Origin of the sequence: Winogradskyella thalassocola, from assembly GCF_900099995.1 — a bacterium.
Classification (GTDB): Bacteria; Bacteroidota; Bacteroidia; order Flavobacteriales; family Flavobacteriaceae; genus Winogradskyella; species Winogradskyella thalassocola.
In genome coordinates, this window is the sequence record NZ_FNCZ01000012.1 from 55,653 (window position 1) to 69,943 (window position 14,291).

Consider the following 14,291-nt stretch of genomic DNA (forward strand, 5'->3'; position numbering starts at 1 on the left):
CTGGTGAAACTGGACCTGCGGGACCTGCTGGCGAAACTGGAGCTACTGGACCTACTGGTGAAACTGGACCTGCGGGACCTGCTGGTGAAACTGGACCTGCGGGACCAATGGGACCTGCGGGAGCTAATGGTATTAATGGAGCAACTGGACCTGCTGGTGCCGATGGAGGAGGTTTAGCAATAACTGTCTTAAACTCAACCGCAACATTGAACACAACAAATCAAGTCGTTATAACAACTGGCACAATGACATTGCGTTTACCTCCTGCGCCTGTGCATGGACAAATTTTATATATTTATTATGAAAACGGTACAACCTTAGATCCCAATGGCAAAAACTTAAAAGCTGGAAGCAATACAATTACAAGTCCAATTACTCTATCTGGAGGATCAGGTCTTCATCTGGTTTACGTTACAAACTCATGGTATGCTTTATAATCTAGCATTCAATCTCTAAACCACACTAAAAAAAAGATGTATAGCCTAAAACTATACATCTTTTTCATTTATATAATAAACTTTAAAATTTCAACTTTAAGATTTCAAATACTCCAAAACATTAGCCTCAATCCTATTTTGAATATCACTAACATCACCTTTTACAAACGTATCTCCTGTAATATTCTCATACAACTCAATGTAACGTTCGCTTACAGATTGAATATACTCATCAGTCATAATAGGAACGGTTTGTCCTTCTAGGCCTTGAAAATCATTAGCAATCAGCCATTGTCTCACAAATTCCTTAGACAATTGCTTTTGAGCCTCTCCTCTATCCTGACGTTCTTGATAACCATCTGCATAAAAATAACGTGAAGAGTCTGGAGTATGAATTTCATCTATTAAAACAATTTTACCGTCTTTAGTTTTTCCAAACTCGTATTTTGTATCTACTAAAATTAACCCACGATCAGCAGCAATTTCTGTCCCGCGTTGAAATAATTTTCGCGTATAATCTTCAAGAACTATATAATCGTCTTCTGAAACGATTCCCTTTTTAAGAATATCTTCTCTAGAGATATCTTCATCATGATCTCCCATTTCAGCTTTTGTTGCAGGTGTAATAATTGGAGCTGGAAACTTATCGTTTTCCTTCATGCCGTCTGGCATTTCAACTCCACACAACATACGTTTTCCTGCTTTATATTCTCTAGCAGCATGGCCAGACATATAACCACGAATTACCATTTCCACTTTAAAAGGCTCACACAAATGACCAACAGCAACATTAGGATCTGGTGTAGCCACCAACCAATTAGGTACCAAATCTTCCGTCTCCTTCATCATTTTGGTCGCAATCTGATTTAAGATTTGGCCTTTATACGGAATCCCTTTTGGCATCACCACATCAAAAGCACTTAAACGATCTGTAGCAACCATAACCAATTGCTCATCGTTAATATTATAAACGGCTCTTACTTTTCCTTTATAAAAACTCTTTTGGTTTGGAAAATTGAAATTGGTGTCTATTATGGTGTTCATTTGATAATCATTTATTGTGAACTACAAATGTAATTTCTTTACTTGGGTCAAACAATAAACTCAATAAAAAAGGAGAAATAAAATTTCTCCTTCTTTAAATTAAATTATATTCTTTTAACTTATTTAAACCTAATGTTATAAGTTGCACCAACACCTACAGACTGAACATCTATATCGTTCTCTGCAAAAGTGTTTTGATAGTAAGCATAAATATTCCAATCGCGATTATGGTAACCTATTTGTGGATTAACATAAAGTCCACCTTCGTTGTCATCTACTCCAGTTAAAAATCCGTAACCTAAATCTGTTCCGAAGAACAAACCATCAGGCGTAAAATAATAACGAATAAATCCTGCAAGAGGAACGATCCCGAAATCATCATTTTCATCTTTCCCAAAATAATTGGTATAACCAGAAGCTAAACCAATTCCTAAATTAGGGTTAAACAAGTATTGTCCTCTCAAATCTAAACCTAAAGCAAAAGATGACGCATCATCGGCATCCCCAACTGGTATACCCGCTGTTAAACCTGCTTTTAGCCAAGAATTGTCTGCATTTAAATCTATGTCATCTTCTTGAGCAAATAATGGACTTAATCCTAATGATATTCCGATAATCAAAAATACTTTTTTCATAATGTTGTAAGTTTTAGTTATACCGGCAAATTTATACAGTATTGCGCCTAAAATATTTATATGATTTCGCTTTAATCTTATATAATTTAAAGCCAAAAACACCTAAAAACCTAACCTACAGGACTTTCAACATTACTCTCTATTTTCAATACTTTTATACGCTGCGATGACCTTCTTCACTAACTTATGGCGAATCACATCTTTTTCATCTAAATATATCATACCAATACCTTCCACATTTTGCAATACTAAAAGTGCTTCTTTCAATCCAGAAATCGTACGACGCGGCAAATCCACTTGCCCAGGATCACCTGTTAAAAGGAACTTTGCATTCTTTCCCATTCGGGTTAAGAACATTTTCATTTGGGCATGTGTCGTGTTCTGTCCCTCATCTAAAATCACAAAGGCATTATCTAAAGTACGACCACGCATAAACGCTAAAGGAGCGATTTGTATGACGCCTTTTTCTACGTAGCTTTCTAATTTTTCATGTGGAATCATATCTCGCAACGCATCATACAACGGTTGCATATAAGGATCTAATTTCTCCTTTAAATCTCCTGGTAAAAACCCTAAATTCTCACCTGCCTCAACTGCAGGACGTGTTAAGATAATACGTTTAACTTCCTTATTTTTCAATGCTCTAACGGCCAATGCGACTCCTGTATAGGTTTTTCCTGTCCCTGCTGGACCAATAGCAAAAACCATATCATTTTTTCGCATACTTTCTACCAACTTGCGTTGGTTTGCGGTTTGCGCCTTAATTAGTTTGCCTCCAACACCATGAACTAAAACTTCATCACTTTTAGCCGATGTTGAGTAATCATCGCTACTTTGACTTGTTAATACGCGTTCTATAACATTTTCATCAAGCTTATTATATTTTGCAAAATGCTTCATTAGCATGGTCATTCGTCGATCAAACTCTTCGAGTAAATCTTCATCGCCATAAGCTTTCAATTTATTGCCTCTAGCAACTATTTTAAGTTTAGGAAAGTATTTTTTTAAAAGTTCAATATTTGCATTTTGCGCTCCGAAGAATTCCTTTGGAGATATTTCTTCGAGTTCTAGGATAAGTTCATTCAAAAGCAAGGTCTATTTAGTGTGTTAATCTGTTTTCTTTTCTTAATTTTGTAATTCTTGTGTATACACACAAAGCTAGTAATTTTACAACCATAAATCTTAAAAAAATATCAACAATTAATCCATGGCGATAATCACTTTAACGACTGATTTTGGAGAAAAAGACCACTTTGCAGGCGCCATAAAAGGAGCTATTTATAGCGAGCTTGAAGAGGTTAGAATTGTGGATATTTCGCATTCAATATCCCCTTTTAATATTTCTGAAGCTGCTTATATTATTCAGAATGCGTATAGCAGTTTCCCTAAAGGAACGATTCATTTAATAGGTATTGATTCTGAATTAAGTCCTGAAAATAAGCACATTGCCATAAAGCTAGATGACCATTACTTTATATGTGCCAACAACGGTATTATGAGTATGATTTGTAATGATATTGCTGCAGAAAAAATAGTGGAGATTAATATACATGATAAGGTTGAAACTAATTTTCCTGTACTAGACATTTTTGTAAAAGTAGCATGCCATATTGCACGTGGAGGAACTTTGGACGTCGTTGGAAAAGTTATTAACACTATTAAGCCGATTAAAAATTTAGTTCCATTTATTAACGATGAGCATAACCAAATTATTGGCAGTGTTATTTACATTGACAATTATGGAAATGTCGTAACTAATATTAAGCGCAAATTTTTTGAAAATGTTCAGAAAACGAGACCTTATGAAGTTTCAGCACGTAACTATAAATTTGAAAAAATACATAATAAATATAGCGATATCATAGATTTTGACATTGAAGAATCTAAACGAAACGTTGATGGCAAAGGCTTAGTCGTTTTTAATTCTTCGGGATATTTAGAAATTGCCGTTTATAAAAGTAACTGTACTTCAGTTGGAGGTGCTTCTACTTTAATGGGCTTAAAAACTATGGACACAGTAACCGTTAATTTCATAAACCCATAAGCTTTGTTAGTAAGAATTGTAAAAATGAGTTTCGAACCTACTAAGATTGAAGAATTCTTGGCTAATTTTGAAACAGTTAAGGAGAAGATTCGAAATTTTGAAGGTTGTAATTTTTTAGAACTGTACCGCGATCAGAATACAACAAATATTTTTTTCACCTATAGTTATTGGAATTCTGAAGACGATTTGAATAATTATAGACATTCTGATTTATTTAATAGCGTTTGGGCAAAAACTAAACCAATGTTTAATGCAAAACCTGAAGCTTGGAGTGTAGATAAAATCGCTTCGCTTAAGTAGGCAGTTGCAGTTGGCAGTCTTTTTGAGTAAAAAATAATATTTAAAAACAAAAAAGAAACAAATTATTACGTCACGCAAAAAGACGAGTTGTAACAAGGAGGCAACGATATAACACCCTCGCTAAGTCGCTGAGAAAATGAAATTAAAAACTAAATAATTCAAACGTTTTACTTTACACTGAACACTAATCTATGCTAGCAATACTAAAAAAAGAAATAAACACCTTCTTCGCCTCACCGATTGGTTATTTGGTTATTGGTGTTTTTTTATTACTCAATGGATTATTTCTATGGGTTTTTAAAGGAGAATTCAATATTTTAGATAATGGACATGCTAGTTTAGCATCCTTCTTTTTGCTAGCTCCTTGGATTCTTATTTTTTTGGTACCAGCAGTGACTATGCGTAGTTTTAGTGACGAGAAAAAACAAGGGACTCTAGAATTATTAGTAACCAAACCTATTTCACATTTTCAGATTGTATTAGGGAAATATCTTGGTGCTTTTGCGCTGATTTTAATGGCTTTAATCCCAACTTTATTATATGTTTATAGCATTTCTCAATTAGGAAGTCCAGAAGGCAATCTCGATATGGGAAGTACCATCGGTTCCTATTTTGGATTACTGTTTTTAGTGGGTGCTTATACTGCGATTGGAGTATTTGCCTCTACCCTTTCCGATAACCAAATTGTAGCTTTCATTATTGCCGTATTTATCTGCTTCTTTTTCTATTTTGGATTTGAAGGTCTTTCAAATTATAACATTTTTGACAACCTTGTTTATATGGAAAACCTAGGGATGTCTGCTCATTATAACAGCATGAGTCGTGGCGTTATTGACACTAGAGATTTAGTCTATTTTATAAGTATAGCATTAGCCTTTTTATTATTCACAAAACTTAGAATTCAAAAACAATAATATGATCATTACACCTTTATTAGTCATATTCTTAATCATCGTTTTTGTACTCCTGTTTTTATTTTTAAACACAGTTGATAAACGCAAATGGCTATCTGGCTTAATCAGTTTGGCATTAACACCTCTTGTGTTTTTCTTTATGTTTTATCCGTTCCTTAATATTATAAGTAGCTACCATCATCAGAAATATTTTGACAGTGATGCTTGGACAGAAAAACCAGCACTACGTTATGAGATGATTGACAATACCATTAAATCTGACACCTTAATTGATGCTTCAAAAGAACAGATTACATCGCTTTTGGGTAAAGCCGAATGGTTAACATGGGATGAAGCTAAAAAAGCGCACGACACCAATAAATGGAATTACGGACTTGGCATAGAACCAGGTGCCTTTACCAGCGAAAGAGAATGTGTTGAAATCACATTTCAGAACGATAAAGTCATCGCTTTAAAAACATATCAAGAAGACATAACTTTCGAGAATGAAAAAGAATAAATCCATATTATATATTGTTGCTATTATTGCAGGACTCGTAATCGTTAATGCGATTTCAAGTTCGGTATATCAACGTTTCGATTTAACAAAAGATCATCGTTATACGCTTTCGGATGTTTCCAAAAACTTGATTAGCGACTTAGATTCCCCTTTAATAATTGATGTGTTTTTGGAAGGTGATTTCCCTTCGGAATTTAGATTACTTCAAACGGAAGTGAAACAAATTATAGATGAATTTCAACTTGAAACGAATCAGATATTTGTCAACTACATTAACCCTATTGAAGACGAAACCACACGCCAACAATATATTGAACAATTAACAAACGCAGGCTTAGAGCCATTTATTAATACGGATAATAGTACCGGGAAAGTCACTCAAGACATTATTTTTCCATGGGCTTTTGCGAGTTACAAAGATCAAACACTAAAAATTCCGCTTCTAAAAAAAAGCATTACACAAGGGTTGCCTGAGCAAATAAATAACTCTGTACAAGCTTTAGAATATGCTTTTGCAGATGGTTTTAGCAAGCTTGTAAAGGCTAAAGCAAAAAAGATTGCCATTTTAAAAGGAAATGGAGAATTAGATGATTTATATATCGCTGATTTTCTAAAAACAGTAAAACCGTATTATAATTTAGCGCAATTTACTTTGGATAGCGTCACTACAAATCCACAAGGCACTTTAGATAATCTTACATATTACGATTTAATTATTGCAGCAAAACCAAGTATTCCTTTCACCGAAAATGAAAAGTTAGTTTTAGATCAATATACCATGAATGGCGGAAAAAGTCTTTGGCTTACGGAATCTGTAGTTATGGATAAAGACAGTTTGCTAAATGAAGCTGGTACGGGTGTTTCAATTATGCGCGATTTACGAATGAATGATTTCTTCTTCAAATATGGTGTAAGAGTGAATCCAACTTTAGTAAAAGACCTCTACTCTGCTCCAATTATGTTATCGATTGGAGAAGGTAGTCAGGCGCAAATGCAACCTATACAATGGCAATATTCGCCTTTGGCTGCATCCAACCCTAACCATTCGATTACCAAAAACTTAAACTTGGTAAAATTTGATTTTGCTAGTCCGATTGACACTTTAAAAAACGGTATTAAAAAATCTATTTTATTACAGAGTTCACCAAAATCGAAACTAGAAGGTGCTCCAACCACCATTTCGTTAGCTAATGTCACCAACTCTCCAAATGAAGAAAGTTACAATCTTGGCCCACAAAATTTAGCCGTTCTTTTAGAAGGCGAATTCTCTTCGGTATATGATCAGCGTGTTTTACCTTTCAAAGTAAAAAACTTTAAATCTAAAAGTACAGCTACTAAAATGGTCGTAATTTCTGATGGAGACCTTATAAAAAACGAAGTCATTAGAAACAGACCACAAGAATTAGGCTTTGATCAACTCACCGGAAAATCATTTGGGAATAAAGAATTTCTGCTAAATTCCGTGAATTACCTATTGGACGATTCTGGACTTATAAACATAAGATCTAAAGAAATAAATGTGGCTTTTTTAGATGCTGAAAAAATAAAAGATAGCAAATCGACATGGCAATTTATTAATATTGCTTTGCCACTCATACTTTTAGGCCTATTTGGTTTTGTGTTTAATTATTTAAGAAAACGCAAATATGCTTCTTAAATTTATGTCATTTACGTAATTGAATTTCGACCTCAAAGCACATAATTTGTTAATAAGTTTGTTTTAAAAAACCCTTCTATTAGGATATATTTGTAATACCAATTAAAAGTATAAAACACATCTATTCAGCATGAAACATCTAACCAAATACGGTTAGGTTTTATCTTAAAAATTCAATTTAAGATGTTACATATGTCGAATAAAAAACAATTAAGATATAACACATGAAATTCATTGTTTCAAGCACCTATTTATTAAAACAACTCCAAGTATTAGGAGGGGTTATTAATAACAGTAACACACTACCTATTTTAGATAATTTCTTATTTGAACTAAGCCTTTCAAAATTAACGATTTCGGCTAGTGATTTAGAAACGACGATGTCTGCAACAATAGATGTTGAAAGTGATTCTGAAGGCAGCATAGCACTACCTGCAAGATTACTTTTAGATACCTTAAAGACATTTCCTGAGCAACCTTTAACCTTTGTTGTTGAAGAAAACAATACGGTAGAAATTAGCTCTAATCATGGTAAATACGCTTTAGCTTATGCTGATGGTGCAGAATTTCCAAATGCTGTATCTATTGAAGATGCTAGTACAACAACCATTATGGGAGACATCTTAGCAACGGCTATTAGCAAAACAATCTTTGCTGCTGGTAATGATGACTTAAGACCTGTAATGAGCGGTGTATTTTTTCAGTTTTCTCAAGATAATTTAACCTTTGTAGCAACTGATGCTCATAAATTGGTAAAATATACTAGAAATGATGTGAGTGCAACTGAAACGGCAGAATTCATTATGCCTAAGAAACCTTTAAATCTCTTAAAAGGTATTTTATCAGGAAGTGATGATGATGTATTAGTAGAATACAACGAATCTAATGCCAAGTTTACATTTGAAAATTCAGTATTAATCTGTCGTTTAATCGATGGAAAATATCCTAATTACGAAGCGGTAATTCCTAAAGAGAACCCGAATAAATTAGTAATTGACAGAACACAATTTTTAAACTCTGTACGTCGTGTTAGTATTTTCTCTAACAAAACAACACATCAAATTCGTTTAAAAATTGCAGGTGCAGAATTAAACATCTCTGCAGAAGATATTGATTACTCAAACAAAGCTGAAGAGCGTTTAACATGTGATTACCAAGGTGACGACATGCAAATTGGTTTTAACTCGCGCTTCTTAACAGAAATGATAAATAACTTAAACTCAGATAACGTTCAGTTAGAAATGAGTTTACCAAATAGAGCTGGTATCTTAACACCAATCGATGGTTTAGATGAAGGTGAGCATGTAACAATGCTTGTAATGCCTGTAATGCTAAACAATTAAGATTTTTTTTGCAAATTAATTCAATAAAAAAAGGCTCACCAAGTTTTAGGTGAGCCTTTTCTATTCCATTACTATTAATGATTAACTAATAAAATTAAGAGACAATGGATAGCTAGGTAATTCTCCATTACCAGCCTTTATAGCGTTTATTATTGGCATTACAAATGCCAAAATTGCTACTAATATTAAAGTTAAGATTCCCAATCCAACTACAAAGATTAACGGAATACTAATTATAGAATAGATAAGCATACTTAATTGAAAATTCAAAATAGATTTTCCATGCGCATCCATACCATCAACTTGTTCTTTTTGAGTTGCCCAAATAATTAAAGGTGCTAAGAGCCCTCCAAAACCTGTAACATAAGTTAATAATTGCGATAAATGTGTTATAACTAATAATTGATTGTCTGTGCGTTTAAGCGTGTGATAATTTGATTCCATAATTGATGATTTTACACTAATAAGACGCAAATTGATTTAATTTGTTACACTACATTATACAAAATTAACAAGACGAACAACTTCCACCCTCTTTCTTAACCCCTAATTTCACTAAAATAGTTTCTAACAAACACCATTTGGTGAATGCAGACTGAATTAAGTTGACACCAATAAATACCGTAAACCACATCCAATTTGGACTCACGTAAACCGAAAGTAACACACTTAATAATACCATGGTACCCACTATAACTCTAAAATACTTGTTTAACATTTCTTCTAAATTTTAAGTTTATATAAATCTTTCTATCGGAACCACAACCGCTTTGATCGGATTGTCAGTTTCTAAATTTTTATTGAATTCTTTAATTAAAGTGAATAGTTCATCAATATTTTCTTCTTCTGTAAAGGAAAAAAACAATTCAGAATCTGCACCAGTATGCTCACTTGCAAACCAATTAGAACTCAATTTTACAGTTGCACTGGTTTTAAACCCCTCAATGTCTGATTCACTGAAATTATTGATTTGAGCTTGCTTAAATAATTTTATAATATCCTTTTTGTAGTAATCCACTACGGTAACTATGACTAATTTCATGATTTCCATTTTTTTTGCAACCTGCAAGGTTTTAGAAGCCTTGCAGGACATACAACATTATTTATAATTCTTCTTCTCTATCATATAATACACTAATGGCACCACCAATAATGTTAATACTGTTGACACAATCGTTCCGCCCATTAATGAAATGGCTAAACCTTGGAAAATTGGGTCAAACAAAATCACAAAGGCTCCAATTACAACTGTTCCTGCTGTTAATAAAATTGGTGTTGTTCTCACAGCTCCAGCTTCAATACAAGCTTGTTTTAACGGTACTCCTTCTGCTGTTCTTAAGTTGATAAAGTCAATCAGTAATACTGAGTTTCTCACCATGATTCCTGCTAAAGCAATCATTCCAATAAAAGAAGTTGCTGTAAAGAATGCTCCCATGAGCCAATGTCCCAGAATAATTCCGATTAAGGATAATGGAATCGCAACCATCATAACAATCGGTGCTTTAAAGTTTTGAAACCATCCTACGATTAATATATAAATCAAAATAATAGCTCCTAAAAAGGCAATACCTAAATCTCTAAAAACTTCTAAAGTAATTTGCCATTCACCATCCCATTTTACGGTATAATTATCTTCAAACTCTGGCTGACCTAAATACATTTCATTAATCTCAAAGCCTTGTGGTAATGGAATTTCTTTCAATTTTTCTTCCATACCAAGAATAGCATACGCAGGACTTTCTAAGTCTCCAGCCATATCTGCCATCACATAAACCACTCGTTTTTGATTTTTATGGTAAATGCTTTTTGCTGCAATATTTTGAGATATATCAACCAAATCTGAAATTGGTACCATGTTACCTTGTTTCGATTTCACCTTCAATTGTGAAATATCTGTAATAGTAGATTTCTCTTTTTCATCTAAAGCTAACACCAAACCAATTTGGTTAACAGCATCTTCATCGTACAAATTAGTAATCGCTCTATTAGATAACGCCATATTCATAGTGTACGCAATTTGCTGTGGCGCCACTCCATACAACATGGCTTTCTCTTTATTGATATCAAATTGATATTCAATTTGGTCGTCTTCAACCATCCAATCAATATCAACCACATCGGCTGTATTTTTTAAGATATCCTGAACGTGGTTTGCAACTTTAATTTGTTCTCCATAATCAGGTCCATAAATTTCGGCAACGATAGTAGATAATACTGGTGGTCCTGGTGGCACTTCTACCAACTTCACATTGGCATTATATTTCGCTGCAATTTTCTGAATATCTGGACGCATTAATTTCGCGATATCATGACTCTGCGCTGAACGGTCTTCTTTGGCTAATAAATTCACTTGAATATCTGCCATATTAGATCCACCACGCAAATCGTAGTGACGGACTAAACCATTAAACGTAATTGGTGCAGACGTCCCAACATAGTTTTGATAATTGACCACTTCTGGTCTGTTTGATAAGTATTGTGAAATCTCTTGAGCGACAACACCAGTACGTTCTAGGGTGGTGCCTTCTGGCATATCAATTACCACTTGAAACTCATTCTTGTTATCAAAAGGCAACATTTTTACAGCTACTGAATTGGTAAAAAACAGAACCATGGTTCCCATTAAAATCACAAATGTTCCACCTAAAAACAACCAACGTTTGCCTTTACTTTCTAAAAGTGGTCTTTCAAACTTGTTGTAAATTCTATAAATAAGCGTGTCTTCAACAGCTTTTTCAGGCTTCTCTTCTGCTCCTTTCTTGTCTTTTTCTCTTAAGAAAATATACCCTAAATAAGGTGTTATTGTTAAGGCTACAAATAAAGATAATATCATGGCAATAGATGCTCCAATTGGCATCGGTGCCATATATGGTCCCATTAATCCAGATACAAACGCCATTGGTAATACAGATGCAATGACTGTAAATGTTGCTAAAATGGTTGGGTTACCAACTTCGTTAATAGCGTATAAAGCAGCTTGTTTAAATGGCAAGCGTTTCATTTTAAAATGCCTGTGCATGTTTTCGGCAATAATAATTGAGTCATCGACGACGATTCCTGTTACGAATACTAACGCGAAAAGTGTGATTCGGTTTAGCGTGTAATCCATCATATAATAACTCAACAACGTTAACGCAAACGTAATTGGTACTGATAAAAATACAACCAATCCACCTCGCCAACCCATGGCTAGCATTACAACAATAGTAACTGCAAAGATAGAACCAATAAGGTGTAACAGTAATTCTGACACTTTATGAGATGCTGTTTCTCCGTAGTTTCTTGTAATTTCTACATGCACATCATCTGGAATTAACGTACTACGTAAATGGTCTACTTTATCAATAATCACTTCCGCAATTTTCATGGCATCTGCACCTTTTCGTTTGGCAACAGAAATAGTAACTGCAGGATATTCAGATTTGTACTCAGCTGATTTTTCTCCTCCTTTTCCAAAACCTAAACTCACGTAATTCTGTGGTACTTCTGGACCATCAATAATCTTCGCCACTTGCTTCAAATAAATCGGTTGATTTTGTTGTACACCAACCACTAAATTTTCAACATCTGTTACAGATGCTAAGAATTTACCTGTATTTACCAAAAATTCAGTATCACCTTTATCAAAACTTCCAGCACTTAATTGACTGTTGTTGGCCTTAATCATTTCTGAAACAGACAAGAAATCTAATCCACTCGCTGCCAATTTATCCTTATCTAAAACTACTCGCAATTGACGGTCTCTTCCTCCAATTTTGTGTGTAATAGCTACGTCATTTACCTTTTTAATTTCAGCCTCTAATTCTTGAGCCATTTGGTTTAACTGGTAATCGTCATAATTCTCACTCCACAAGGTTAAACCCAACATAGGTACATCATCAATAGCACGCGTTTTCACCAACGGAAACGTTACACCAGCTGGCATTTGGTCCATGTGCTTATTGATTTCGTTGTACATTTTTACAAACGAACGCTCAATATCTTCGCCCACATAAAACTGAACAATCACCATGCCTTGTTCCTTCATAGACGTTGAATACACATATTCTACACCTTTAATATTCGATATTAATTGCTCTAAAGGTTTAATGACACGCGATTCTACTTCCGTAGGACTTGCGCCAGGATAACCTACAAAAATGTCTGCCATTGGCACATCGATTTGTGGTTCTTCTTCACGTGGAATTAAAAACGAACTATAAACACCAACCACCATAAACACAATCATTAAAAGCACGGTGAGCTTAGATTGCATAAAGACTTTGGCTATTTTACCTGCGATTCCTTCTTTCATAATAATCTAATTATTGAATTGAAATTTTTGCACCATTGTAAAGCTTTCCTTCTGCTGATACGATATACGCTTCATCTGCATTTAAACCCGATAATACTTCTACTTGGTCTCCAAAGGTTCTTCCTAAACGCAACCATCTTAATAATGCTGTATTACTTTGACTTACGGTGTAAACCCCAGACAATTGTCCGTTTGTTACAATAGCATCCGTTGGAATTAAAACCATTGCTGTCGCTGCTTTTCTTTCTACTGGAAATTGCACTGTTGTAAACATGCCAGATAAAATATTAGCTTCTGTTTTGTCTAAATCTATTTTTACTAAATATTGTCCACCTGTGTTTTTAGCAGATGTACTTACTTCGGCTACTTTTCCTTTTAAGGTTTGATTAATTGATTTAACCAATACATCAACAGTAGTTCCTTTTTTAATTGCAGAAATTTCAGATTCTGGTACCATAGCCATCACTTCAAAATGTCCTGGCGTTTCAATGCTTATTAATGGTGCTCCTGGATTTGCCATATCACCAGCTTCTACATTTTTACTTGTAATGGTTCCACTAAAAGGCGCTGTAATATTACTATACGTAAATTGAGCATTAATTTCGTTTTTCATTTGATTGGCCGATTCTAAACGCGCTTTAGCCATTTCAAAATTAGCCGTCATATCATCCATTTCTTTTTGAGAAGCACTTTGCTCTGCAAACAAATTTTTAAAACGATTATAATCTTTTTGTGCATTATTAAAAGCAGCAGTTGCCTCTGATATGCCTGCATTTACTTGTGCACGTTTGGCTTGTAAATCGGTATTATTAATAGACACTAATAATTGTCCTTTACGTACCTTATCGCCAACATTAACATGAACTTTATTAACGTAACCCATCATTCTAGTACTTAAATCAGCACTATTTACAGCTTGAATTTTTCCACTGACCGCCAAAAATGGACTATTAGTATTAGCTTCTACCTGACTCGTTTTCACAACAATTGCTGGCGAATTATCTTCAACTACTTTTTTGTCTTCGCTTCCACAACTTGTTACAAAAAATGCTGTTGCTGTAAGCGTTAGTATGTAAATATATTTTTTCATGTTTATTGTTTTATGTTGATACCTATAAGGTTTT

14 protein-coding genes and 1 pseudogene are annotated in these 14,291 nt (G+C 34.1%); 7 read left to right on the forward strand and 8 right to left on the reverse strand.

Features of this window, described 5'->3' with window-relative positions; translation table 11 throughout:
* A pseudogene (locus tag BLT80_RS20450) lies at positions 1 to 437 on the forward strand (collagen-like protein); the annotation flags it as partial.
* A gap of 96 nt (positions 438 to 533) precedes the next feature.
* Here BLT80_RS20450 and BLT80_RS18615 read toward each other — a convergent pair.
* The 3 genes from BLT80_RS18615 to BLT80_RS18625 all read right to left on the reverse strand — a co-directional run bounded on the left by BLT80_RS18615 (position 534) and on the right by BLT80_RS18625 (position 3,202).
* Positions 534 to 1,481, reverse strand: coding sequence for a phosphoribosylaminoimidazolesuccinocarboxamide synthase (locus BLT80_RS18615; RefSeq protein WP_092470834.1), 948 nt, complete (start codon positions 1,479 to 1,481; stop codon positions 534 to 536).
* A gap of 119 nt (positions 1,482 to 1,600) precedes the next feature.
* Complete coding sequence (locus BLT80_RS18620; protein WP_092470836.1) at positions 1,601 to 2,116, reverse strand: hypothetical protein; 516 nt, start codon at positions 2,114 to 2,116, stop codon at positions 1,601 to 1,603.
* 132 nt (positions 2,117 to 2,248) lie between these two features.
* Positions 2,249 to 3,202, reverse strand: coding sequence for a PhoH family protein (locus BLT80_RS18625; RefSeq protein WP_092470838.1), 954 nt, complete (start codon positions 3,200 to 3,202; stop codon positions 2,249 to 2,251).
* A 121-nt stretch (positions 3,203 to 3,323) separates the two neighbouring features.
* Between BLT80_RS18625 and BLT80_RS18630 the strand changes: the two genes are divergently transcribed.
* From BLT80_RS18630 to dnaN, 6 genes are all read left to right on the forward strand, one after another.
* Complete coding sequence (locus tag BLT80_RS18630; RefSeq protein ID WP_092470840.1) at positions 3,324 to 4,160, forward strand: SAM hydrolase/SAM-dependent halogenase family protein; 837 nt, start codon at positions 3,324 to 3,326, stop codon at positions 4,158 to 4,160.
* A gap of 3 nt (positions 4,161 to 4,163) precedes the next feature.
* Positions 4,164 to 4,460, forward strand: a complete 297-nt coding sequence (locus tag BLT80_RS18635; protein WP_092470842.1) for a putative quinol monooxygenase — start codon at positions 4,164 to 4,166, stop codon at positions 4,458 to 4,460.
* Between the two features lie 191 nt (positions 4,461 to 4,651).
* Positions 4,652 to 5,374, forward strand: a complete 723-nt coding sequence (gldF, locus tag BLT80_RS18640; RefSeq protein WP_092470844.1) for a gliding motility-associated ABC transporter permease subunit GldF — start codon at positions 4,652 to 4,654, stop codon at positions 5,372 to 5,374.
* A 1-nt stretch (position 5,375) separates the two neighbouring features.
* On the forward strand, positions 5,376 to 5,873 hold the full coding sequence (locus tag BLT80_RS18645) for a hypothetical protein (protein WP_092470846.1): 498 nt from the start codon (positions 5,376 to 5,378) through the stop codon (positions 5,871 to 5,873).
* Positions 5,860 to 7,530: a gliding motility-associated ABC transporter substrate-binding protein GldG gene (gene gldG / locus BLT80_RS18650; RefSeq protein WP_092470848.1), complete on the forward strand. Its 1,671-nt coding sequence runs from the start codon at positions 5,860 to 5,862 to the stop codon at positions 7,528 to 7,530. Before BLT80_RS18645 ends, gldG begins: the two co-directional genes overlap by 14 nt.
* A gap of 224 nt (positions 7,531 to 7,754) precedes the next feature.
* Positions 7,755 to 8,873, forward strand: a complete 1,119-nt coding sequence (dnaN, locus tag BLT80_RS18655; protein ID WP_020896601.1) for a DNA polymerase III subunit beta — start codon at positions 7,755 to 7,757, stop codon at positions 8,871 to 8,873.
* Between the two features lie 81 nt (positions 8,874 to 8,954).
* Here the strand turns inward: dnaN and BLT80_RS18660 are convergent, their stop codons facing one another.
* From BLT80_RS18660 to BLT80_RS18680, 5 genes are all read right to left on the reverse strand, one after another.
* Positions 8,955 to 9,317: a DUF4870 domain-containing protein gene (locus BLT80_RS18660; protein ID WP_092470850.1), complete on the reverse strand. Its 363-nt coding sequence runs from the start codon at positions 9,315 to 9,317 to the stop codon at positions 8,955 to 8,957.
* Between the two features lie 64 nt (positions 9,318 to 9,381).
* Positions 9,382 to 9,591, reverse strand: a complete 210-nt coding sequence (locus BLT80_RS18665; protein WP_092470852.1) for a YgaP family membrane protein — start codon at positions 9,589 to 9,591, stop codon at positions 9,382 to 9,384.
* Positions 9,592 to 9,609: 18 nt separating this feature from the next.
* The gene (locus BLT80_RS18670; protein WP_092470854.1) at positions 9,610 to 9,915 is read right to left on the reverse strand and encodes a hypothetical protein; all 306 of its coding nucleotides are present in this window, start codon (positions 9,913 to 9,915) and stop codon (positions 9,610 to 9,612) included.
* A 57-nt stretch (positions 9,916 to 9,972) separates the two neighbouring features.
* Complete coding sequence (locus tag BLT80_RS18675; protein WP_092470856.1) at positions 9,973 to 13,167, reverse strand: efflux RND transporter permease subunit; 3,195 nt, start codon at positions 13,165 to 13,167, stop codon at positions 9,973 to 9,975.
* Between the two features lie 10 nt (positions 13,168 to 13,177).
* On the reverse strand, positions 13,178 to 14,257 hold the full coding sequence (locus BLT80_RS18680) for an efflux RND transporter periplasmic adaptor subunit (protein ID WP_092470858.1): 1,080 nt from the start codon (positions 14,255 to 14,257) through the stop codon (positions 13,178 to 13,180).
* Positions 14,258 to 14,291 lie beyond the last annotated feature (34 nt).